Origin of the sequence: Streptomyces sp. NBC_01450 (assembly GCF_036227505.1) — a bacterium.
Classification (GTDB): domain Bacteria; phylum Actinomycetota; class Actinomycetes; order Streptomycetales; family Streptomycetaceae; genus Streptomyces.
Map to the genome: position 1 here is coordinate 5924805 of NZ_CP109480.1, position 22899 is coordinate 5947703.

Annotated in this window: 21 protein-coding genes; 12 read left to right on the forward strand and 9 right to left on the reverse strand. The window is 67.3% G+C overall.

The genetic code is table 11. The annotated features are described in order from the left end of the window. Positions 1-349: 349 nt before the first annotated feature. Positions 350-2977 (forward strand): transglycosylase domain-containing protein, encoded by a 2628-nt coding sequence (locus tag OG568_RS26365; RefSeq protein WP_329533353.1) that lies wholly within the window; start codon positions 350-352, stop codon positions 2975-2977. Positions 2978-3048: 71 nt separating this feature from the next. On the opposite strand, the gene OG568_RS26370 is transcribed toward OG568_RS26365, so the two are convergent. Beyond that, a complete protein-coding gene (locus tag OG568_RS26370; protein ID WP_266583846.1) occupies positions 3049-3489 on the reverse strand; it encodes a DUF2690 domain-containing protein in 441 nt (146 codons plus the stop codon). Positions 3490-4079: 590 nt separating this feature from the next. Here OG568_RS26370 and OG568_RS26375 point away from each other — a divergent pair. After that, positions 4080-5588: a glycosyltransferase family 87 protein gene (locus tag OG568_RS26375; protein WP_329533354.1), complete on the forward strand. Its 1509-nt coding sequence runs from the start codon at positions 4080-4082 to the stop codon at positions 5586-5588. 108 nt (positions 5589-5696) lie between these two features. On the opposite strand, the gene OG568_RS26380 is transcribed toward OG568_RS26375, so the two are convergent. The 3 genes from OG568_RS26380 to OG568_RS26390 form a co-directional block, all read right to left on the reverse strand. Next, positions 5697-6728 (reverse strand): alanine racemase, encoded by a 1032-nt coding sequence (locus tag OG568_RS26380; protein ID WP_266626388.1) that lies wholly within the window; start codon positions 6726-6728, stop codon positions 5697-5699. Positions 6729-6852: 124 nt separating this feature from the next. Beyond that, positions 6853-7974 carry a peptidoglycan bridge formation glycyltransferase FemX gene (gene femX / locus OG568_RS26385; RefSeq protein WP_060901662.1) on the reverse strand — a complete coding sequence of 374 codons (1122 nt, stop codon included), beginning with the start codon at positions 7972-7974 and terminating at the stop codon, positions 6853-6855. Positions 7975-8211: 237 nt separating this feature from the next. Further along, positions 8212-8523, reverse strand: coding sequence for a hypothetical protein (locus OG568_RS26390; protein WP_329533355.1), 312 nt, complete (start codon positions 8521-8523; stop codon positions 8212-8214). Between the two features lie 301 nt (positions 8524-8824). Here OG568_RS26390 and rpsF point away from each other — a divergent pair, with 301 nt between their 5' ends. The 4 genes from rpsF (at position 8825) to rplI (ending at position 10560) form a co-directional block, all read left to right on the forward strand. Next, the gene (gene rpsF, locus OG568_RS26395; protein ID WP_004950685.1) at positions 8825-9115 is read left to right on the forward strand and encodes a 30S ribosomal protein S6; all 291 of its coding nucleotides are present in this window, start codon (positions 8825-8827) and stop codon (positions 9113-9115) included. 77 nt (positions 9116-9192) lie between these two features. Continuing rightward, on the forward strand, positions 9193-9801 hold the full coding sequence (locus tag OG568_RS26400; RefSeq protein WP_329533356.1) for a single-stranded DNA-binding protein: 609 nt from the start codon (positions 9193-9195) through the stop codon (positions 9799-9801). A 57-nt stretch (positions 9802-9858) separates the two neighbouring features. Continuing rightward, complete coding sequence (rpsR, locus tag OG568_RS26405) at positions 9859-10095, forward strand: 30S ribosomal protein S18 (RefSeq protein ID WP_003949403.1); 237 nt, start codon at positions 9859-9861, stop codon at positions 10093-10095. An 18-nt stretch (positions 10096-10113) separates the two neighbouring features. Beyond that, positions 10114-10560 carry a 50S ribosomal protein L9 gene (rplI, locus tag OG568_RS26410; protein ID WP_054236454.1) on the forward strand — a complete coding sequence of 149 codons (447 nt, stop codon included), beginning with the start codon at positions 10114-10116 and terminating at the stop codon, positions 10558-10560. A 133-nt stretch (positions 10561-10693) separates the two neighbouring features. Here the strand turns inward: rplI and OG568_RS26415 are convergent, their stop codons facing one another. Then, positions 10694-12031 carry an MATE family efflux transporter gene (locus tag OG568_RS26415; RefSeq protein WP_329533357.1) on the reverse strand — a complete coding sequence of 446 codons (1338 nt, stop codon included), beginning with the start codon at positions 12029-12031 and terminating at the stop codon, positions 10694-10696. A gap of 459 nt (positions 12032-12490) precedes the next feature. On the opposite strand from OG568_RS26415, the gene dnaB reads away from it, so the two are divergent. Together dnaB and OG568_RS26425 are read left to right on the forward strand one after the other, a co-directional pair. Continuing rightward, a complete protein-coding gene (gene dnaB, locus OG568_RS26420) occupies positions 12491-13966 on the forward strand; it encodes a replicative DNA helicase (protein WP_266432692.1) in 1476 nt (491 codons plus the stop codon). A 310-nt stretch (positions 13967-14276) separates the two neighbouring features. After that, positions 14277-15662, forward strand: coding sequence for a serine hydrolase domain-containing protein (locus OG568_RS26425; RefSeq protein ID WP_329533358.1), 1386 nt, complete (start codon positions 14277-14279; stop codon positions 15660-15662). Between the two features lie 61 nt (positions 15663-15723). On the opposite strand, the gene OG568_RS26430 is transcribed toward OG568_RS26425, so the two are convergent. Together OG568_RS26430 and OG568_RS26435 are read right to left on the reverse strand one after the other, a co-directional pair. Continuing rightward, entirely contained in the window at positions 15724-16176 is a 453-nt protein-coding gene (locus OG568_RS26430; protein ID WP_266583834.1) for a GNAT family N-acetyltransferase, read from the reverse strand. A 57-nt stretch (positions 16177-16233) separates the two neighbouring features. Then, a complete protein-coding gene (locus OG568_RS26435; RefSeq protein WP_266626377.1) occupies positions 16234-16692 on the reverse strand; it encodes a MarR family winged helix-turn-helix transcriptional regulator in 459 nt (152 codons plus the stop codon). Positions 16693-16833: 141 nt separating this feature from the next. Here OG568_RS26435 and OG568_RS26440 point away from each other — a divergent pair, with 141 nt between their 5' ends. Both OG568_RS26440 and OG568_RS26445 read left to right on the forward strand, forming a co-directional pair. Next, the gene (locus tag OG568_RS26440; RefSeq protein ID WP_329533359.1) at positions 16834-18036 is read left to right on the forward strand and encodes an MFS transporter; all 1203 of its coding nucleotides are present in this window, start codon (positions 16834-16836) and stop codon (positions 18034-18036) included. A gap of 93 nt (positions 18037-18129) precedes the next feature. Next, complete coding sequence (locus OG568_RS26445; RefSeq protein WP_329533360.1) at positions 18130-18549, forward strand: GlcG/HbpS family heme-binding protein; 420 nt, start codon at positions 18130-18132, stop codon at positions 18547-18549. Between the two features lie 110 nt (positions 18550-18659). On the opposite strand, the gene OG568_RS26450 is transcribed toward OG568_RS26445, so the two are convergent. Further along, positions 18660-19526, reverse strand: a complete 867-nt coding sequence (locus OG568_RS26450; protein ID WP_329533361.1) for a GNAT family N-acetyltransferase — start codon at positions 19524-19526, stop codon at positions 18660-18662. Between the two features lie 185 nt (positions 19527-19711). Between OG568_RS26450 and OG568_RS26455 the strand changes: the two genes are divergently transcribed. Both OG568_RS26455 and OG568_RS26460 read left to right on the forward strand, forming a co-directional pair. Further along, complete coding sequence (locus tag OG568_RS26455) at positions 19712-20344, forward strand: HAD family hydrolase (protein ID WP_266432706.1); 633 nt, start codon at positions 19712-19714, stop codon at positions 20342-20344. Positions 20345-20740: 396 nt separating this feature from the next. Then, on the forward strand, positions 20741-22327 hold the full coding sequence (locus OG568_RS26460; protein ID WP_266583822.1) for a globin domain-containing protein: 1587 nt from the start codon (positions 20741-20743) through the stop codon (positions 22325-22327). Between the two features lie 46 nt (positions 22328-22373). Here the strand turns inward: OG568_RS26460 and OG568_RS26465 are convergent, their stop codons facing one another. Further along, the gene (locus OG568_RS26465; RefSeq protein ID WP_266432712.1) at positions 22374-22856 is read right to left on the reverse strand and encodes an NUDIX domain-containing protein; all 483 of its coding nucleotides are present in this window, start codon (positions 22854-22856) and stop codon (positions 22374-22376) included. Positions 22857-22899: the final 43 nt, after the last annotated feature.

Sequence of the window (22899 nt, forward strand, 5' to 3'; positions counted from 1 at the left end):
TCGGCACGTCCTTTATGCCGAGCTGATGTATCGACTCGATACATCAGCACGATAGATCGGCCGTCCGTCTGCGACAAGAGGGGCCATGGTGAACGGCGTCACATCACTGATTGATACGAAGCAACTTGCCTGATTTGGGGTGAACTTCAGAGATAGGGGTGTTTTGACGGTGCGTAGTCTGTGCGCCATGCAAAACGACCGGGAACCGAGTGACGCCTGAGGACGTCCTCGTCCCTGGTGCAGTACGGGTGAATGCGCAATCGACCGCATCCGTACTTCGGGGGGACCGGAAACCAGCTGCCGTTTCCAGGCGCGCCAGGGGTGCGCCTGCCCGAGGAGTAATCGTTCGATGAGCGAGCACCGTCGCAAACCGTCGCAGCCAGAGGGCGGCGGACGTGCCGCGGCCCGGCGCGGCCAGACCGGCCCGTCCTCCGGCCGCCGTGCGGCACCGCGAGGCGCCACCGGGTCCCCTTCCGACTCCTATGAGTCGGGGGGTGAAGAGGAGCGCCCGTACAGCGGCCGCGCCGAGGCCCGGCGCGCAGCCCAGAAAAGCAGCAGTGGAGGCGGTCGGCGCAGAGGTGCCGACGCCACGGGGCCCGGCGGCCGCCGCGGCGGCCCCGGGGGTCCTGACGGGCCCGGGCGTGGGAGGCCCTCTGGCCCTGTAAAGAAGCGTTTCATCGACTACCCGCGTGCGGGTAAGTCGGGGGCCGGGCGGTGGATGCCCTCCTGGAAGCTGGTGACGGGTACGTTCCTCACCTTCTGCGGGGGGCTGCTGGTCGCGGCAGGCGTCGGGTACACCATGGTGGGCGTCCCGAACCCGAACGACACCGCCCTGGCCGAGAACAACGTCTTCTACTGGTCCGACGGGACGCAGATGGCAGCCACCGGCGGCCAGACGAACCGGCAGATCGTGGGGCCGGAGGAGATCCCGAAGGCCATGAAGAACGCGGTGGTCTCCGCGGAGAACGCGACCTTCTACAAGGACCGCGGCGTCGATCCGAAGGGCATCGCGCGCGCCTTCGTCAACATGGCCCGGGGCGGCGAGACGCAGGGTGGCTCGACCATCACTCAGCAGTACGTGAAGAACACGTACCTGAGCCAGGACCAGACGGTCTCCCGCAAGTTCAAAGAGCTCTTCATCTCCATCAAGGTGAACTCGAAGCTGAGCAAGGACCAGATCCTCGCGGGCTACCTGAACACCGCGTTCTACGGGCGCAACGCCTACGGGATCCAGGCGGCGGCCCAGGCCTACTTCGGTGTGGACGCCAGCAAGCTCAGCACCGAGCAGTGCGTCTTCCTCGCGTCCGTCCTCAAGGGCCCGAACCTGTACAACCCCGACGGAGGCGTCGGGGCGCTGGCCTCACAGCAGGAGAACACCAAGCGGGTCAAAGACCGGTGGAAGTGGATCCTGGACCGTGAGGTCACGGTCGGGAACATGACCCAGGCCGACCGGAAAAAGATCACCACATTCCCCAAGCTCAAGACGGTGGCCTCGACCTTGTCCGGCCAGACCGGCTACCTCGTCGACATCGCCAAGGAGTACGTCGCGAAGAAGGCCGGCGTCACGCCGGAGCAGTTGGAGAAGGGCGGCTACCGGATCTATACGACCTTCGACAAGAAGAGGGTCAGCGAGCTGGAGAAGGCCGTCAAGGCGACGAAGAAGAGCTTCCTCGACACCAAGGCGCGGCCCAAGACCGACAAGGACGTGCAGTTCGGCGCGGCGTCGGTCGACCCGAAGAGCGGCGCGATCGTGGCGCTCTACGGGGGTGACGGCTTCGACAAGGGCCACTACTCCAACAACGCCAACACGACGGGTGTGCCGGTCGGATCGACCTGGAAGCCCATCGTGCTGGCCTCCGCGATGGAGTACGGGACGGCCGCAAGTGGCGGGAAGCCCATCTCGCCGATGACCCGCTACAACGGCAACGACCTTCTGGTGATCAAGGACCAGAACGGCGACCCGATCATGGGTAACGACGGGCAGCCGTTCCGGCAGAAGAACGAGGGCACCAAGGCGTGGGGGATGGTGACCCTCAAGAAGGCCATGGAGCAGTCCATCAACTCCCCGTTCGCGCAGTTGGGCGTCGACGTCGGCCTTTCCAAGACTCGGACGGTCGCTGAGTCCATGGGCATCCTGCCGGACTCCTTCGACAAGGGGAATCTCCGCAACGTCTCCTTCTCGCTCGGTACCTCGACCCCGAGCGCCATTCGCATGGCCGACGCGTACGGCACCTTCGCCGCGTCGGGCACGCACTATGAGCCGTACTCGGTCACCAAGGTGCTCAAGGACAGCAAGCCGCTCTCGCAGTTCACACCGCCCGCCAAGCTGGACGCGATGTCCCCGGAAGTGGCCGACAACGTCACCGACGTCCTGCAGAACGTGGTCCAGAACGGTACCGGCACGAAGGTCGCCAACATGGGCTTCCCGGTGGCCGGTAAGACGGGTACGACCGACAAGAACAAGTCGGCGTGGTTCGTCGGCTACACCAGGGAGCTGTCCACGGCCGTCACCCTGTTCAGGTCGGACCCGAAGACGAGCAAGCTGGAGTCGATGAACGGCACCGGCGGTGTGGCGTCGGTCCACGGTGGTGACATCCCGGCCCAGGTCTGGAGGGACTACATGGCCGTGGCCCTGAAGGACTCCAAGCACGAGCCCTTCCCGAAGGCCGGGAAGATCGGTGAGGTCCTCAACCCCAGCCCGAGCCCGACCCCGACCCCGTCGACCTCGCCGTCGCTGTCGGCGAGCCCGACGCCGAGCAACTCGCCCAGCCCCTCCATCAGCAGCTCTCCCACGCCCTCGCCGACCGACACCTGCGGCAAATTCACCTGGAACTGTGGGAACAATGGTGGGACGGACGCGGGGAGCACCGGCGATCCGACCGGAACCACCTCACCCACACCGACGGTGACCAGTACCAATGGGAACACCAGAGGTAATAGCAACGGCGGCAACATCTTCGGTGGGCAGAATGGCTGAGATATAGACGCACAGCCCGAAGAGCAGGGGCCGTCAGCTGTGGCTGACGGCCCCTGCTCTGTGCGTACGGGTCAGAATTTGGTGCTGCACTTCAGGGGGTACTCGTCCCCCTGGAAACTGACACAGACGCGGTAGTAGTACGAAGCGCCGCCCAGCATGTTGGACCAGTCACTGCCCGAGCTGGGGAACGACACCGAGAGGGACTTGAGGAGCGTTCCGGACGAGTTGTACTTCTCGATGTATCCGGTCGCGTTGTAGATGGGGTTGCTGGACTGCTGGACCACTCGTACCCAGGCGGCGCTGCAGCCTGCGGACCATCTGAGCTGGGCCACTCGGCCGTTGTTGTCTATTTCGCGAGGTGTGGTGACGCCCTCCGAGTCGCAGCCGGTTGCCACGGGCCCCTTGTTGTCACACCCCGCGCCGGAACAACTCGCCGCGTAGGAGGTGCCCGCGAGAGGGATCAGGGTGAGGGCCAGTGCCGCCGCTGATACCGCTGCACCTTTCGTGACCATCTTCTTCACAATTGCTCCATCCGACTTGACCACCCGTAATCGGTGTTCCGATCGCGGGGTATGTGCCGAGGGCATTCTCTCAATTGGACTCACCGTATTCCAGCGGATTTCGATGGAAAGAGGAATCCTGGCCCCGCCTCTGTGACGGCGCATCGCCGGTTTACTTGCTTGGACCGAGACGGCATGTGGCGTCGGCGATCGTCGACGCGGCAAAGGCCGCGGCCTGGGATTTCTTTCCAGTCAATTTGGCTGGATTGCGTGCCCACTATGGCGTACTTATGTAGATTATTGATCTTACGTATGCCGTTCATGGCAATCTAAGATTTGCGTCAAGTGTGGAGGTTCGACCCGCTGGTGAGCGCCTTTGAGGTGTGCCTCGGTGCGAGCAGCACGACCGGCACCGCCGACGCCGCGGCCGTCTCTGTCGTGCCTGTCTGTTGCGCACCCGCTTTGTGCCGAAGCTGTGCGGCCCCCCGTAGCCCTTCCAGGCCTCCCACGAGGCCGTGACAGCCGCGTTGCCGGCGCACGAGCCCCCGATTCACACCTCGCCCCGGCACCCGTTCTCAGACGCGTACGGCAGGATGTGCGCCATGCCCAGTGCAGAGACGACGCGAACGAGCGTGCGCGAGCCGGAGCCGGTGCGGCCGACCAAAGAGGACGAGGTCGCCGCGGCCGGAAGTGAGCTGATCGGCGGCCCCATCGGACGGAGAGCGCTGCTGGGGGCGTCCTGGTGGACCCCGGTACGGGTGATCGCGCTCGTCGCGATCGGCATGTTCGCCCTCGGCATGGTGCAGAAACTGCCCTGCTACGACAGCGGCTGGTTCTTCGGGGCCAGCACGCAGTACACGCACGCGTGCTACTCGGACATCCCGCACCTCTACCAGGGACGCGGTTTCGCCGACGGGCTCGTGCCGTACTTCGACAAGCTCCCCGGCGACATGGACTACCTCGAGTACCCGGTCCTGACCGGTCTGTTCATGGAGGTCGCGGCCTGGCTCACCCCGGGTGGCGGCAGCATCCAGCACCAGGAGCAGATCTACTGGATGGTCAACGCCGGGATGCTCATGGTGTGCGCGGCGGTCATCGCCGTATGCACCGCGCGCACCCACCGCCGGCGCCCCTGGGACGGCCTCCTGGTCGCCCTCGCGCCCGCTTTCGCGCTCACGGCCACCATCAACTGGGACCTCCTCGCGGTGGCCCTGCTGGCCGCCGCGATGCTCATGTGGTCGCGAGGCCGCTCCCTCGCCTTCGGCATCCTGCTCGGGCTCGCCACGGCCGCCAAGTTCTACCCGTTCCTGCTCATGGGACCGCTGCTCGTGCTGTGCTGGCGGGCGGGCAAGTGGCGGGAGTTCGGGAACGCGCTGATGGGCGCGGTCGGAGCCTGGCTCGTGGTGAACCTTCCGGTGATGTACCTCGCGCCGGAAGGCTGGGCGAAGTTCTACAGCTTCAGCCAGACCAGGGGGATCGACTTCGGTTCGGTCTTCCTGTTCGTCTCCACGTGGTGGAAGATCCCGATCAGCTATCAGACGGCGAACGCGTGGGCGCTGGTCATGATGGTGCTCGTCTGCGTGGCCATGGCCACGCTCGCGCTCACCGTCCCGCGCCGCCCCCGCTTCGCCCAGCTGGCCTTCCTGATCGTCGCGGCGTTCATCCTCACCAACAAGGTCTACTCGCCCCAGTACGTGCTGTGGCTGATCCCCCTGGCCGCGCTGGCCCGGCCGAAGTGGCGGGACTTCCTGATCTGGCAGGCGTGCGAGGTCGCGTACTTCCTGGGGATCTGGTTGTACCTCGCGTACACGACCAGCGGGGACGCCCACAAGGGCCTCTCCTCCCACGGGTACCAGTTCGCGATCGCCGCCCACCTCCTGGGCACGCTGTACCTGTGCGCCGTGGTCGTACGCGACATCCTCATGCCGGAGCGGGACGTCGTGCGCAGGGCGGGCGAGGACGATCCCTCGGGAGGCGTCCTGGACGGCGCCGAGGACGTCTTCGTACTCGGCGCGGCGGCCCATCCACCGCGGCACGCGGCGCACTTCGACGGGCCTCAGGTGGAATGGGGCAACGGCGGCGGGCCGGCCCCGGAAGACAGTTCGCTCTGAGCGAACAGGGCTCGGACCTGTCTCCGAGAGGCAACGCGAAAGGCCGTACACGGTATCTGTGTACGGCCTTTCGGCTGTGCCCCGAGGGGCAGTGATCGTGTTCCGGGATCAGCGCTCCACGATGCGGTCGAACTGTGTGGTGGTGTGCCGCAGATGGGCCACCAGCTCGTCGCCGACCTTCGGCTCCGCGGCGTCCGACGGCACGAAGAGGATCGACACCTGCATGTGCGGCGGCTCGGCGAACCAGCGCTGCTTGCCCGCCCAGACGAACGGAGAAAGGTTCCGGTTGACCGTCGCCAGGCCGGCCCGGGCGACGCCCTTGGCGCGCGGCATGACGCCGTGCAGCGCCTTCGGGGCCTCCAAGCCCACCCCGTGCGACGTACCGCCCGCCACGACGACCAGCCAGCCGTCGGAGGCCGTCTTCTGCTGGCGGTAGCCGAAGCGGTCCCCCTTGGACACGCGGGTCACGTCCAGGACGGCTCCGCGGTACTCGGTCGCGTCGTGGTCCCCCAGCCACAGCCGGGTGCCGATGCGGGCACGGAAGCGGGTCTGCGGGAACTGCTGCTGCAGCCGCGCGAGTTCCTGGGCCTTGAGGTGGCTGACGAACATCGTGTGCAACGGCAGACGGGCCGCGCGCAGACGGTCCATCCAGCCGATGACCTCCTCGACGGCGTCCGAGCCGTCGGTGCGGTCCAGCGGCAGGTGGATGGCGAAGCCCTCCAGCCGGACGTTCTCGATGGCTTGGTGCAGATGCGGCAGATCCTGCTCGCTGACACCGTGCCGCTTCATCGAGGACATCACCTCGATGACGACACGGGCGCCCACGAGGCCGTACACGCCGTCGATGGACGACACCGAGCGGATGACACGGTCGGGCAGCGGTACGGGCTCCTCGCCCCGCCTGAACGGCGTCAGGACCAGTAGATCGCCGCCGAACCAGTCCTTGATCCGGGCGGCTTCATACGTGGTGCCGACGGCCAGGATGTCCGAGCCGAGGCGCGTGGCCTCGTCGGCGAGCCGCTCGTGGCCGAAGCCGTAGCCGTTGCCCTTGCAGACGGGGACGAGCCCCGGAAACTGCTCGGACACCTGCTTGTGGTGTGCCCGCCAGCGCGCGGTGTCGACGTAGAGCGTGAGCGCCATGGCCGGTCCCGGAACCTTTCTCGTGGCTGCGGTGAATCAGAGGTAGGGAAATTGTGGCGGATCCGCCGGACCGACAGGGCGACGCCGGGCCGGATGGGCGGCTCGGCATGCGCTCCGGGCTGGCTCAGCGGCGCGACATGTAGATGTCGAGCGCCTTGTGGAGCAGCTTGTTGAGCGGGAAGTCCCACTCGCCGAGGTACTCGGCGGCCTGGCCTCCCGTGCCCACCTTGAACTGGATCAGACCGAAGAGGTGGTCCGTCTCGTCCAGCGAGTCGGAGATGCCGCGCAGGTCGTAGACGGTCGCACCCAGCGCGTACGAGTCGCGCAGCATCCGCCACTGCATCGCGTTCGAGGGCCGGAACTCACGCCCGATGTTGTCCGATGCGCCGTACGAGTACCAGACGTGCCCGCCGACGACCAGCATCGTCGCCGCGGACAGGTTCACGCCGCCGCGCCGGGCGAAGTAGAGCCGCATCCGGTTGGGGTCCTCGGTGTTGAGGGCCGACCACATGCGCTGGAAGTACGACAGCGGGCGCGGCCGGAAGTGGTCGCGGATCGCCGTGATCTCGTACAGCCGCTGCCACTCCTCGAGGTCGTGGTAGCCGCCCTGGACGACCTCGACGCCCTCCTTCTCGGCCTTCTTGATGTTGCGCCGCCACAGCTGGTTGAAGTTCTTGTGGACCTCTTCCAGGGAGCGGTTGGCCAGCGGCACCTGGAAGACGTAGCGGGGCTGTACGTCGCCGAAGCCGGCCCCTCCGTCCTCACCCTGCTGCCAGCCCATGCGGCGCAGCTTGTCGGCGACCTCGAAGGCGCGCGGCTCGATGAAGTCCGCCTCGATGTCACGCAGGCGCTTCACGTCCGGGTTCTGGATGCCGCCCTTGATGGACGTGGCCTCCCAGCGCCGGATGATCACCGGCGGGCCCATCTTCACGGAGAAGGCGCCCTGCTGCTTGAGGTGCGCGAGCATCGGCTGCAGCCACTCGTCGAGGTTGGGCGCGTACCAGTTGATGACCGGGCCCTCGGGGAGGTACGCCAGATAGCGCTTGATCTTGGGCAGCTGGCGGTACAGCACCAGCCCGGCGCCCACCATCTCGCCGGTCCGCTCGTCGAACCAGCCGAGGCTCTCGGAGCGCCACTCCGCCTTGACATCAGCCCATGCCGGGACCTGCATGTGGCTCGCCGCGGGCAGGCTCTGGATGTAGGCCAGATGCTGCTCTCGGCTGATGGTCCTCAGGGTCAGGCTCATTCGGGGCGCTCCTCGGGCTGGTGTGTCCCCATGGGTACAGGGGCTCCGGCTCTCGCGCCGAAGCCTACTGCGCCCTGGGAGCGCCCCGACTGGCCGGACGGAACCCGCGTCCCGACCGGAGCGTGGTCGGGACGTTCTGAGGTGATGTGTCCGGCTGCGGCGGCAGGAGGTGATGTCTCCTGCCGCCCGGACCGGATGGTGTCCGGCTGCCCGGCCCGCGGAACGGGCTCGGCTGTCTCAGCCGATGATTCCGCCGAAGAGGCCGCCGTGCGCCATGCCGAGGAAGAAGCCGATGGCCGAGGCGCCGAGACCCAGGACCAGTCCGAAGCGCTCCCGGGTCGTCTCCGAGATGAACTGCCCGGAGGCGCCGGTGACGATCCCGATCAGGCCTGCCCACGAGCTGACGAGATGCAGGCTGTTGAAGGCCGCGGTGACGAGGGCCGTGACTCCGAGCACCAGAGTCACCGCGAGCAGCGTGTCTTGGAGGGGGTGGGGTTTGTTGTCCGTCGCGAGCAGAGAGCCGGCAACGGTGGGTCGCGTCTGTGCCATAAGGCACCTCCTGCGGAAGGCGGCGCATGGTAGCGCCATACACACCCGATGTGTACAGATTGACGGTGACCCCGGCCGGATTTCAACCGGAAGCGGGTGTGCGGGTACTCTTTACCCTCTGCACCGGTGTCTGCCCAGGCCTAGGCCAGGTCACGACAGGTATTCCCCTTCGGTTCACCGATCACTCGGTACATCGAACGGATCCCCCTTGTCAGTGGCGGCGGATACCGTTGCGAACGCATCACAACCCTCCTGCCACGGAACCGCCGTGGCCGTTGAGTCCAAAGGAGGTGGGTTTCACATGCGTCACTACGAGGTGATGGTCATCCTCGACCCCGATCTCGAGGAGCGAGCTGTCTCCCCGCTGATCGAGAACTTCCTCTCCGTCGTCCGTGAGGGCAACGGAAAGGTCGAGAAGGTCGACACCTGGGGCCGTCGTCGTCTCGCGTACGAGATCAAGAAGAAGCCCGAGGGCATCTACTCGGTCATCGACCTGCAGGCCGAGCCTGCGGTCGTCAAGGAGCTCGACCGCCAGATGAACCTGAACGAGTCGGTCCTCCGGACCAAGGTCCTCCGTCCCGAGACCCACTGAGCTCTGCAGCTCAGCTGATCTCGGGCATCGAGTAGCAGCACTAGCAGCCAGCAGCAAACCCGCCGAGAGGTTCCCCCATGGCAGGCGAGACCGTCATCACGGTCGTCGGCAATCTTGTCGACGACCCCGAGCTGCGCTTCACCCCTTCCGGTGCGGCGGTCGCGAAGTTCCGTGTCGCGTCCACCCCCCGCACCTTCGACCGTCAGACCAATGAGTGGAAGGACGGCGAGAGCCTGTTCCTGACCTGCTCGGTCTGGCGTCAGGCGGCGGAGAACGTCGCCGAGTCGCTCCAGCGAGGCATGCGCGTCATCGTGCAGGGCCGGCTGAAGCAGCGGTCCTACGAGGACCGTGAGGGCGTCAAGCGCACGGTCTACGAGCTGGACGTCGAGGAAGTCGGCGCCAGCCTGAAGAACGCCACGGCCAAGGTCACCAAGACCACCGGTCGAGGCGGCCAGGGCGGTTACGGCGGCGGTGGCGGCGGCGGCCAGCAGGGCGGCGGCTGGGGCGGAGGCTCCGGCGGCGGCCAGCAGGGCGGCGGCGGAGCTCCCGCGGACGACCCCTGGGCGACCAGCGCACCTGCCGGTGGCAACCAGGGCGGCGGCGGTGGCGGCTGGGGTGGAAACTCCGGCGGCTCCGGCGGCTCTGGCGGCTCTGGCGGCGGCTACTCGGACGAGCCCCCCTTCTAGGCCCCCGGGCCGAGGGTGGGCCGTACCCCCACTTCTTGATCACACAGGAGATACACCATGGCGAAGCCGCCTGTGCGCAAGCCGAAGAAGAAGGTCTGCGCTTTCTGCAAGGACAAGGTCACGTACGTGGACTACAAGGACACGAACATGCTGCGGAAGTTCATTTCCGACCGCGGCAAGATCCGTGCCCGCCGCGTGACCGGCAACTGCACGCAGCACCAGCGTGACGTCGCCACGGCCGTGAAGAACAGCCGTGAGATGGCGCTGCTGCCCTACACCTCCACCGCGCGATAAGGGAAGGGTGACCGACTAATGAAGATCATCCTCACCCACGAGGTCTCCGGCCTCGGTGCCGCGGGCGACGTCGTCGACGTCAAGGACGGTTACGCTCGCAACTACCTGATCCCGCGGAACTTTGCGATCCGCTGGACCAAGGGTGGCGAGAAGGACGTCGAGCAGATCCGTCGTGCTCGCAAGATCCACGAGATCGCGACCATCGAGCAGGCCAACGAGATCAAGGCCCGCCTCGAGGGCGTGAAGGTCCGTCTGGCCGTTCGCTCCGGCGACGCCGGTCGTCTCTTCGGTTCCGTCACCCCGGCCGACATCGCTTCGGCGATCAAGGCTTCCGGTGGCCCCGAGGTCGACAAGCGCCGCATCGAGCTGGGTTCGCCGATCAAGACCCTGGGCGCCCACGAGACGTCCGTGCGTCTGCACCCCGAGGTTGCCGCCAAGGTCAACATCGAGGTCGTCGCGGCCTGACCGCTGCGCTCGGCATAGCTGAGAGAAGGGCCGTACCCGTTGGGGTGCGGCCCTTCTTCGTTCGGTAGGGAGTGAGTGGCTCTTCGTTTCACGTGAAACAGGGGGTTTCACGTGAAATGGCCGGAGTGCTGGTTCAGCGTGTTGCGCCCGTGACGATCCAGCGTCCCGAGCGGGAGCGCAGCCACAGGGTCAGCATCCTCACTGTCATCATCAGCGTCATCGCTCCCCAGAGTGCGGTGAGCCCGCCCCCGAGGGTGGGGACCAGCAGCGCGACGGGAGTGAAGACCGCCAGGGTGAGCAGCATGGCCCACGCCAGGTAGCGACCGTCTCCTGCGCCCATCAGGACTCCGTCCAGGACGAAGACGACGCCGCTGATCGGTTGTGAGACGGCCACCAGAACCAGGGCGGGAAGCGCCGTGTTCTGGACGGCCGAGTCGCTGGTGAACAGGGGAAGGAAGATCGGGCGGGCGGCGAGTACCACCAGGCCGAGGACGAAGCCGGAAGCGATGCCCCACTGGATCATGCGGCGGCAGGCCTCGCGGGCAGCTTGAGCGTCGTTCGCGCCGAGATAGCGTCCGATGATGGCCTGTCCGGCGATGGCGATCGCGTCGAGCGCGAAGGCGAGCAGACTCCACAGCGACAGGATGATCTGGTGTGCGGCCATGTCGGCGTCCCCGAGTCGTGCGGCGACGGCCGTGGCGATCATGAGGATCGCCCTCAGCGACAACGTACGCACGAGCAGGGGCGCACCGGCCTGAGCGCAGGCTCGTATCCCGGCGGCGTCCGGTCGTAGCGAGGCCCCGTGCTTCCGGGCTCCGCGGACGACGACGAAGAGATACACCGCGGCCATACCGAACTGGGCGATGACGGTGCCCCAGGCGGAGCCGGCGATACCCAGTCCGGCGCCGTACACAAGGCCCACGTTGAGCGCGGCGTTGGCGACGAAGCCTCCGACGGCGACATAGAGGGGGGTCTTCGTGTCCTGCAGTCCACGCAGGACACCGGTGGACGCGAGCACGATGAGCATCGCGGGGATGCCGAGCGAGGAGATACGCAGATAGGTCGTCGCGTACGGGGCCGCGGTGTGCGAGGCGCCGAAAAGTTCCACCAGGGCGGGCGCCGCGGGCAGGACGGCGGCTATGACGGCCGCGCCGAGCAGCAGCGCGAGCCAGATGCCGTCCATGCCCTGCCGTATCGCGGCCCGTAGATCACCGGCGCCGACCCGACGGGCGACGGCCGCGGTGGTGGCGTAGGCGAGGAAGACGAAGACGCTGACGGCGGTCGTGAGAAGGGCGGAAGCGACACCGAGGCCGGCCAGTTGCGCGGTGCCGAGGTGTCCGACGATGGCGCTGTCGGCCATCACGAAGAGGGGCTCCGCGACGAGTGCGCCGAAGGCCGGAACGGCCAGCGCGACGATCTCTCGGTCGTGCCGGCGTCGGGCGGCCTCGGGTGTCGGGGGAGCCTGTGTCATGGGCACCAATCTAATCTTCCACAGGTAAGAGATGCAAAGTGATAGTGACCATTACCCAGGCTCCCGTCGGGCGTGTCGTCACGCACTGTTTGCAGCGATCTTGGTCCCGCTGGGAAAGTTTTTCTTCTGCACAGCCAGTGGATGGTAAACGAGCAGGTCAGAGCGGTCTCCGTTGAGTGGTTGAGGGCTTGTTCACAGGCCTGTCCACCGGGTCGTGCACAGGTTTTGTGGAGTTCTCCACAGCATCCGGGCCGTCGTCCACATGGCCTGTGGATAACCAGATTGGCTGACGGTGCCCGCGGGCCTAACGTGGTGCGTCGCCCGCTCTCTCTTCTGCCCTCGGAAACCTCGCAAAACCGACGCGGCTGAACCGGAGTTGGGCCTCTTATTTGTCAGTGCCGTGCCGTAGAAATGAGGGGCACGGTTAGGTCCGCTCGGCGGACGGGAGGAGGTGGCTCGGTGAGTATTTCCGAGCCCTTGGACGACCCGTGGGCCGACAGCGGTCCCAGTGATCGTCTGCCCGCTTCCCGCCGAGGCCGCGAGGGTGGCCGGGGCCGCGACGAACAGCATGACCGCGACCGGGAAAGCGGGGCGTGGGAGGGCGGAGGTTCGTCCTTCGAGCGGGTACCTCCCCAGGACCTCGACGCCGAGCAGTCGGTGCTCGGTGGCATGCTCCTGTCCAAGGACGCCATCGCGGACGTCGTCGAGGTCATCAAGGGCCACGACTTCTACCGGCCCGCGCACGAGACGATCTACACCGCGATCCTCGATCTGTACGCGAAGGGCGAGCCGGCCGACCCGATCACGGTCGCCGCCGAGCTGACCAAGCGGGGTGAGATCACCAAGGTCGGTGGTGCCTCGTATCTGCACACCCTCGTTCAGACGGTCCCCACGGCGGCGAACGCCGAGTACTACGCGGAGATCGTCCATGAGCGCGCGGTCCTGCGCCGCCTGGTCGAGGCCGGCACACGCATCACACAGATGGGATACGCGGCCGACGGCGACGTCGACGAGATCGTCAACACCGCCCAGGCCGAGATCTACGCGGTCACCGAGCAGCGCACCACCGAGGACTACCTGCCGCTCGGCGACATCATGGAGGGCGCACTCGACGAGATCGAGGCGATCGGTTCACGGTCGGGGGAGATGACCGGCGTGCCGACCGGCTTCACCGACCTCGACTCGCTCACGAACGGTCTGCACCCGGGCCAGATGATCATCATCGCGGCTCGACCCGCCATGGGTAAGTCGACGCTGGCGCTGGACTTCGCGCGGGCCTGTTCGATCAAGCACAACATGCCGAGCGTGATCTTCTCGCTCGAAATGGGGCGCAACGAGATCGCGATGCGCCTGCTGTCCGCCGAAGCGCGCGTGGCTCTGCACCACATGCGATCCGGCACGATGACCGACGAGGACTGGACGCGTCTCGCCCGCCGGATGCCGGACGTCTCGGCCGCGCCGCTCTACATCGACGACTCCCCGAACCTGTCCATGATGGAGATCCGTGCCAAGTGCAGGCGCCTCAAGCAGCGCGCCGATCTGAAGCTCGTCGTCATCGACTATCTCCAGCTGATGCAGTCGGGCGGCAAGCGGTCCGAGAGCCGACAGCAGGAGGTCTCCGACATGTCGCGAAACCTGAAGCTGCTGGCCAAGGAGCTGGAGCTGCCGGTGATCGCGCTGTCGCAGCTCAACCGTGGTCCCGAACAGCGCACGGACAAGAAGCCCATGGTCTCCGACCTGCGTGAATCCGGATCGATCGAGCAGGACGCGGACATGGTGATCCTGCTGCACCGTGAGGACGCCTACGAGAAGGAGTCACCGCGCGCGGGCGAGGCGGACATCATCGTCGGCAAGCACCGTAACGGCCCGACGGCCACGATCACGGTGGCCTTCCAGGGCCACTACTCGCGCTTCGTGGACATGGCACAGACCTGATCCATCGCTTGTAGCGGGCCGCTTTCTGACGGACGGGGACCGGCGCGGGCACCCTGGCTGTGACTGTCAAGACGGCTGTCCATTCGCGATCTGAACGTGGCTCGGCAGCTCCGGATCCGTCCAGTTGCCCGTCGGCGACGTCGCCCGCGGAGTATCCGCCTCACTAGACGCCGGCACCGCCTACGGCGACAAGCTCGTGCTCGACGGAGTCGACCTGGCCCTTCCCAGCTCGGCGTCCGGCAGCCGACATGCGCCCGGTCCCCGGGGAAATGCACTCGACGTGCGGTGCCGGGCCGGGTGGACTGTGGGCATGACGACACCCCAGGAAAAGCTCCTTCCCGGCACGCGCCGGGCCCTGTTGCACCGCATCGCCACCGCTCAGGCCGAAGGGCGGACGCCGTCGCTGGTCGCGGCGGTCGTTCGGGGCGGGGAGCCGGTGTGGCACGGTTCGCGCACCTCGGTGGACGGACACGGACCGGACGAGAACGTGCAGTACCGGATCGGTTCGATCACCAAGACCTTCACGGCCGTGCTGGTGCTGCGGCTGCGCGACGAGGGACTGCTCGACCTGGGCGACCCGCTCGAGAAGCATCTGCCGGACACAGGCGCGGGGGAGGCCACCATCGCCCAACTCCTCGCGCACACCGCCGGGCTGGCGGCCGAGACGCCCGGCCTCTGGTGGGAACGCACACCCGGTTCGCTGCGCCCCGAGCTCTCCGATGTGCTCGGTGAGCAGCCCTTCCTGCATCCGGCCGGGCGGCAGTACCACTACTCGAACCCCGGCTACACCCTGCTGGGTGCACTGATCGAGGAACTGCGGGGAGTCCCCTGGGAAGAGGCCCTACGACGCGAGGTGCTCGAACCGCTGGGCCTGCGCCGTACGAGCGGGCAGCCGCAGGCACCCCACGCGGGCGGCTGGGCCGTGCATCCCTGGGCGGACGTCATGATGCCGGAGCCCGCCGAGGACCTCGGCCGCATGGCTCCGGCCGGTCAATTGTGGTCCACCACGGGAGACTTGGCGCGCTTCGCCGTCTTCCTGGCCAAGGGGGACGCGGCGGTACTCAGCGCGGAGTCCCTGGGGGAGATGCGTACGCCCGCGTCCCCCTTGGAAGCCGAACGGCTCGCTTCGGGAGACTCTTACGGGCTGGGACTGCAGGTGATGTACCGATCGGGCCGGATCCTGGTGGGGCACTCGGGCTCCCTGCCCGGCTTCATCGCGGGCCTCGCGATCGGCGTGGAGGACGATGTGGCGGCGGTGGTGCTGTCCAACTGCACCTCCGGTCCACCGACGCTGACCGTGGCCACCGATCTCGTACGGATCGTCGCCGAGGCTGAGCCACGGATTCCCGAGCCTTGGCGTCCGGCCTCCGAGGCCGACCAGTCCGTCCTGGAGCTGGTCGGCCCTTGGTACTGGGGTACCCAGGCGTGCGCGCTTCGTCTGAGGGCCGACGGCATGGTCGAGTTGGGCCCGCTGGCGGGCGGTGGCCGCGGGTCGCGCTTCCGGGCGAACAGCGACGGGACCTGGACAGGACTCGACGGCTACTACAGGGGGGAGCCGCTACGGGCCGTACGGCGCCCGGACGGGTCCCTGAGCCACCTCGACCTCGGCTCGTTCGTCTTCACGCGTCAGCCGTACGACGAGGGCGCTCCCGTGCCGGGTGGAGTGGATCCCGAGGGCTGGCGAGGGATTCGGTAGCCCCAGTTATGCAGCGGGGGTCTGTTTCACGTGAAACAGACCCCCGACGTACACGCGTGACTCAGAGCGCCAGCTTGAAACCCACGTGTGAGGCCGTGAAGCCGAGCCGCTCGTAGAAGCGGTGGGCGTCGGTACGGGTGGCGTCGGAGGTCAGCTCGACCAACTGGCATCCCTGGCGCCGGGATTCCTCGATCGCCCACTCGATGAACAGGGTGCCGAGGCCGCTGCCGCGTTCGTCGGAGTGGATGCGTACGCCCTCGATGAGGGAGCGGGTGGAACCCTTGCGGGACAGTCCGGGAATGACCGTGAGCTGCAGGGTGCCGACGACGCGTCCCTCGCGCACCGCGACCACCAGGTGCTGATTCGGGTCGGCGCTCAACCGCTCGAGCGCGGTCAGGTAGGGAGTCAGGTCGTCGGGTGACTCCCGCTGAGCGCCGAGCGGATCATCGGCGAGCATCGCGACGATGGCGGGGACGTCACCCGAGGTGGCCGGTCGAAACTCAAGATCTCCCATGACCACAGCGTATCCAGACACCTGTACGGGCTGTGTGGGTGTCCGGTGGGGGTACGGCTAGACAGGAACGCTCGCCGACTCCACGACGCGGACCAGCGGGGCCAGTTCGGGGACCTTGGCCGCTTCGTCGAGTGCCTCGCGCAGGGCGGTGTCATTGGTGGGCCGGGCCTCTTCGAGGAGCTTGAGGCCGGCCTCGCTGACGTTCGTGTAGATGCCGCGGCGGTCGGTCGGGCACAGATAGCGGGAGAGCAGTCCGCGGTCCTCGAGCCGGGTGACGAGCCGTGTGGTGGCGCTCTGGCTGAGTACGACCGCGTCCGCGACCTGCTTCATCTGCAGGTGGCCACCCTCGCCGTCGTGCTGTCGGCTGAGCACGTCGAGCAGGGAGTACTCCCGCACGCTGAGGTCGTGCTTGGCCTGCAGGGCGCGCTCGATGTGGGCCTCGATCCTCCCGTGCAGCAGAGAGAGGGCGCACCATCCCTGGGCAAGGGCGGTGAGTGCGGGGTCCGTGGCTGTCATGGCGTGTTCCTCCGTCCCGGAGCGGCTGACACCAGGGTAGAGCACGAACGCAATAGTCCGCTGTTGCGCATAGCCCGCGTGTGCAACTATTGTGAACGCACGCAAAGCGCTCCTGCAATCGTTTGGGAAGGTGTCCCCACCATGCCTCTCGCGCTTCTGGCCCTCGCGATCGGGGCCTTTGGGATCGGAACCACCGAGTTCGTGATCATGGGTGTACTGCCCGAGGTCGCCGGTGACTTCGGTGTCTCCATCCCCACGGCCGGACTGCTGGTGACCGGCTATGCCCTCGGAGTGGTGATCGGCGCCCCGATCATGACCGCGCTCGGCACGAAGGTGTCCCGCAAGCGGATGCTGATGCTGCTGATGGGGCTGTTCGTCGTCGGCAACCTGCTCTCCGCCGTCGCCCCGGCCTTCGGGCTGATGCTGGTGGGCCGCATCGTCGCCTCGCTCGCCCACGGCGCCTTCTTCGGTATCGGATCGGTCGTGGCCGCCGAGCTTGTCGCGCCGGAGAAGAAGGCCGGTGCGATCGCCATGATGTTCAGCGGACTCACCATCGCCAATGTGATCGGCGTCCCCCTGGGCACGTTGATCGGGCAGTCCGCGGGGTGGCGGGTCACCTTCGCCGGAGTCGCGGCGCTCGGAGTGATCGGTCTGCTCGGCATCGTCAAGCTGGTCCCCGAGATGCCGAAGCCCGAGGGCGTACATCTCCGTCACGAGCTTGCCGCCTTCAAGAACGTCCAGGTCCTACTCGCCATGGCGATGACCGTGCTCGGCTTCGGAGGTGTCTTCGCGGCCATCACCTACATCGCGCCGATGATGACGCATGTCACCGGCTTCGCCGACACCTCCGTCACCTGGCTGCTGGTCCTCTTCGGCCTCGGCATGGTCGGCGGGAACCTCATCGGCGGCAGGTTCGCCGACCGCGCGCTGATGCCGATGTTGTACGTGTCCCTGGGCGGTCTCGCTGTCGTGCTCGCCCTGTTCACCCTGACCGCGCACAACAAGATCCTGGCGGCCCTCACGATCGCGCTGATCGGGGCTCTCGGGTTCGCGACCGTGCCGCCGCTGCAGAAGCGCGTCCTCGACCAGGCGCACGGTGCCCCGACCCTTGCCTCGGCCGTGAACATCGGTGCCTTCAACCTCGGCAACGCCCTCTCGGCCTGGCTCGGTGGTCTCGTCATCGCAGCCGGCCTGGGCTACACCGCCCCCAACTGGGTCGGCGCGGTCCTTTCCGCGGGAGCTCTGGTCCTCGCCGTCATCTCGGCAGCTCTGGAGCGCCGAGCCGGTGCCACCGTCGCCGCCGTGAGCGCGCCCGTCGAGCAACGGACCACCGTCCACCACTGAGCCACTGAGCCACTGAGCAGCAGCCACTCCTATGGCTGAGGCCAGCACCCAGATCGGCCACGGCCGAACAGCACATCAAGGAGAAAGTCCCTCATGACCACCACCGCCGTTGCCCCGCTGACCATCCAGGACGCCGAGGTTCTCGTCTCCGCGGCCCGCCGTGCCGCCGAGGCCGCCGGAGTCACGGTCAGCGTCACCGTCCTCGACGCGGGCGGCCATCTGCTCGCCTTCCGGCGCGACGACCGCGCCGTCCTGATTTCCGGCGAGACCAGCACACGCAAGGCCTACACGGCCCTTCAGCTGGACTCCGCCACCAGGGAACTGGTCGACGCCGTCCAGCCCGGCGGCCTCTTCCACACCCTGCCCACCGCGCTGGACCGTCCGCTCCTGTTCATCGCGGGCGGTGTTCCGGTCCGCCGCGACGGCCGTCTGATCGGTGCGATCGGGGTCGGCGGCGGAGCGCCCGACCAGGACCACGGCTTCGCCGTCGCGGCGGTGGAGACGCTCGTCTGACCGCACCCCCGTAGAACAAGCGCCGGTCTCCCACAAACATGGGGGGCCGGCGCTTCTGTACGTGGTGAACGAGTTTCTGCATGATGGATGCGACTGCACCCTGGCGGCTCTCAGCCCGCTGCCACCGTGAGCGGAGCGAAGCGTCGCGTCCAGTCCCCGGGCAACTCCGAGATCCCGTGTGTCATCACTGCGTTGAAGCTCACGGACTCGAGGCCGTGCTCCTTCGCCCAGAACAGCAGCTCTTCGTGTCGTACGTCGATGTCGGTGCGCAGCGGTCGGTCGGTGTGGGCGGCGAGCGAGGTGATGAGCGCTTTCGCTGTCTCCGTGTCACGGGCGATCAGGGGACCCACCACATGGGTGTGCATGTTGGGCCAGGCCGCCGCGTAGCCGATGATCCGGCCGTTCTCCACGGCGACGTGCAGCTGGTCGGAGAAGGCGGGCAACCGCGTGATCACATGAGTGCGGTCGGAGCCGAAGACCTCCGCGTCGAGCCGAAGGATCGTGGGGAGGTCCTCGGCGCCGGCAGGGCGTGTGGCCGCCTTCGGTTCCGGCCCACCAGGGACGAAGTGTCCACGGACCATCTCCGCACGGCCTGTGACCTTGAAGCCCAGCTCCTCGTAGAGCGGTCGGCCATAGGGAGTCGCGTGCAGGGTCAGCGGAGTGGTGCCCATCTCCGCCACGACGTGCCGCATCAGGCGTCGGCCGACACCCTGGCGGGCATGGCGCTCGGCGACCAGCATCATGCCGATCGCGCCCAGTTCGAGTCTCTGCGGCGTTCCGTACTCGGTCACGACGCAGGCGGTGACGAGACCGCCGTCGGGGTCGTCGATGCCGTAGCCCGTCCCGGCCGTGAGGAGCAGACCCCACTTGTGTTCCTCGCGGGGCCACCCCCGGTCCTCTGACAAATCGGCGCAGGCAGTGAGATCGCGAAGCGTCAGCCTGCGGATGGGCAGAACAGCAGGGGAAGGTGTCGACACGCAGGTCAGGCTGTCTGACACACCCCCCTGACGTCCACTTGTTTACCCAGGGACCTATGTGCTTTTGGCCATGTCACGCCATAGGCGCAGCGTGCGGACAGCGTCGTTTCCCACAGCGTGTGGACAGATGTTTCACGTGAAACGGCGGAGAGCGCCTGGCCCGACAGGGCTTAGCCTCGGCTTCCATGCCACGACTTCACCTCTTCGACCTTGACGGAACACTGTTGTTCGGGAGTTCGGCGCCCTTGGAGATCTCACGGCAGATCGGTCTGGAGGCCGAGACCGTTGCGCTTGAGCAAGCGATCTCGGCAGGGCGGATCGGCCCGCCGGAGTACGCCACACAGGTGCACGCCTTGTGGGCGGATCTCAGGGAGGAACATGTGGCGGCGGCCTTTGAGGGTGCGCCGTGGCTGTCCGGTATCGAGGACGTCTGGGCGGAGATCAGGGGCAACGGGGACTACTGTGCCGTCGTCTCGCTCTCGCCCTCGTTCTTCGTCGAGCGACTGACGGCATGGGGTGCGCATGCGGCATACGGTTCCCGCTTTCCCGCTCTGCCCTTCAGTGAGCCCGTTGATCTCGCGGGCATTCTCAGCGCCGCGGCAAAGGTGCAGATCACGGACCGGCTCTGTGAAGAGTTCGGGGTGATGCGGGCCGATTGTGTCGCCTATGGCGACTCGCTGTCCGACAAGGATCTGTTCGAGACGGTGCCGGTATCCGTCGCGGTCAATGCGGATCGCCATCTGGCGGGCCTTGCCACGCACTCCTACGTGGGGCGGGACCTGTGGGATGCCTATGAATTGGTCCGACGCGACCTCTAATTAGGGCAGTTGAGAGTGGGGTGCCGCATCTTCGGGCGGAAGGAAGGGGGTACTTGTGCGTGGGGCAGCTGCCGGTATGGTCGACTCCGGTTCGCGTCCGCCGTGATGTACGCACATCCGGTGGGGTGCGAACGCAGGCCAATGCAGCGTAACGGGACGGGGAGATCGAAGAACCGCATTTTCCGTTATGCGGTCGGGTGTTGACTCGGAGTGGGATGCTGCGGTGAGAGCAGTGCGGCCAATGTCACATTCTCACCTTACTTGTCCGTAGAGAGCGGGAATCCGGGTTGAATGTGGCCGCATCGGCCGGTGGGGACTGAACGGGGCAGGAAAGCAAGTCGTCTACGGGGAAAGCAGGCATCTTCCGACCGCGGAAGTGCGTAGACCGACCGAAAGATGTTCGAGGCGAGGCACACCATGGACGCTCCGACCACCACGTCGGCCGACAACGGCACTTCCGGAGGCAATGGCGGAGGCGGCTGGTTCACGCCCCGCAAGGAACCACTGCCGTCGGGTGGGGAGCGGGAGCCGGCCGACGGCCGCCGTCTGGCGGCGATGCGCCCGGTCGGCCGACCCGTCGCGGGTCGGGGAACGACGGAGCAGGAACGAATATCCTCCGCCGTGGAGGCAGAGCCGACCTCTCACCGGGCCGCACCCACTGAGGCTCCACGTCCCGAGCCGGAGCCCGCACACGATTCCGCTCGGCCGTTGTCGGGTCCGGCCTGGCCCGACCACGGCTCCGCGCAGTCCGACACCGGCCCGGAGCAGTCCGTGTTCGAGCGAGAGCGGACGGACCCTGGACGTGAGCAGTCCAACCCCGGCCCGGAGCCGAGGTTGTCCGCCCAGAGGCCCGCCCCCACTCCGCAGCCGTCTCCGGACGCCGTGCTCATCCGCCGGACCATGGCCGAAGTCGGCCCCGTCGCCGACAAGGTCACCTCCTACTTCTACGCGCTGCTCTTCGTGCGCCACCCGGATCTGAGGCCGCTGTTCCCCGCGGCGATGGACACCCAGCGGGACCGACTGCTCAAGGCGCTGCTGACCGCCGCCGAACACATCGACAACACCCCGGTTCTCGTCGACTACTTGCAGAACCTCGGCCGTGGACACCGCAAGTACGGCACCCGCCCCGAGCACTACCCGGCCGTCGGTGAGTGCCTCATCGGCTCACTCAGCCGGTTTGCCTCGGCGATCTGGGACGCCGAGACCGAGGCGGCCTGGGTTCGTGCGTACACGACGATCTCCCAGGTGATGATCGACGCGGCGGCCTCGGACGAGCTGCGCGCCCCGGCCTGGTGGTACGCCGAGGTCGTCGCGCACGATCTCAGGACGCCGGACATCGCCGTCATCACCGTCCGCCCCGACCAGCCGTACCCGTTCCTCGCCGGGCAGTACACGAGCTTGGAAACACCGTGGTGGCCGCGGATTTGGCGGCACTACTCCTTCGCCTCGGCGCCCCGGTCCGACGGACTGCTGTCGTTCCACGTGAAGGCGGTTCCGGCGGGCTGGGTTTCCAACGCGCTGGTGCACCGCGCCCGTCCCGGCGACATCATCCGGCTCGGCCCGCCGGCCGGATCGATGACCGTCGACCACACCACCGCCAACGGACTGCTCTGCCTCGGCGGCGGCACGGGTATCGCGCCCATCAAGGCGTTGGTCGAGGATGTCGCAGAGCACGGGGAGAGGCGCCCGGTCGAGGTCTTCTACGGTGCCCGCACCGATCACGACCTGTACGACATCGACACGATGCTGCGGCTGCAGCAGACCCACCCATGGCTTGCCGTGCGCCCGGTCGTCGACCAGCAGGCGCATCTGCAGTTGCCCGACGCCGTACGCGAGTACGGGCCGTGGAACGAGTACGACGCCTACCTCTCGGGGCCGCCCGGCATGATCCGCAGCGGGGTGGACGCCCTGAGGGACGCGGGCATCCCGTCGGACCGCATACGCCACGACTCGGTCGAGGAACTCGTCGCGGCCGGGGACTGACCGGGCCCACCCGGCCGAGGGGGCCGTGACCCCCGCCCGAAGTCCCTCAGCCCAGGTCCGGTGCGTGCATCGCCCGTACGCCCTCGATGTTCCCGTCGAGATAGTGCCGCAGGGAGAGCGGCACGAGGTGGACGGAAGCGATCCCGACCCGGGTGAACGGGACCCGCACGATCTCGTACTCGCCGCACGGCTCGTCCATCTCGGGGCCGTGCCGCTGGTCCGGATCCATGGACTCCAGACGGCAGACGAAGAAGTGCTGCACCTTCACGCCGGTCGCGCCGCCGTCATCACCGATGTGCTCGACGGTGTCGACGAAGCAGGGCACCACATCGATGATCTTGGCGCCGAGTTCCTCGTGCACCTCACGATGGAGTGCGTCGACGACAGTCGTGTCTTCCGGTTCGACCCCGCCACCCGGTGTGAGCCAGTAGGGATCGACGCCGGGTTTGGTGCGCTTGATCAAGATCAGGTCGTTGCCATCGAGCAGGATGGCGCGGGCGGTGCGCTTGACCACGGGTCGGACGGTCATGGGAGAAATGTGGCCCGGCTGGTTCCACGTGAAACATCGCGGA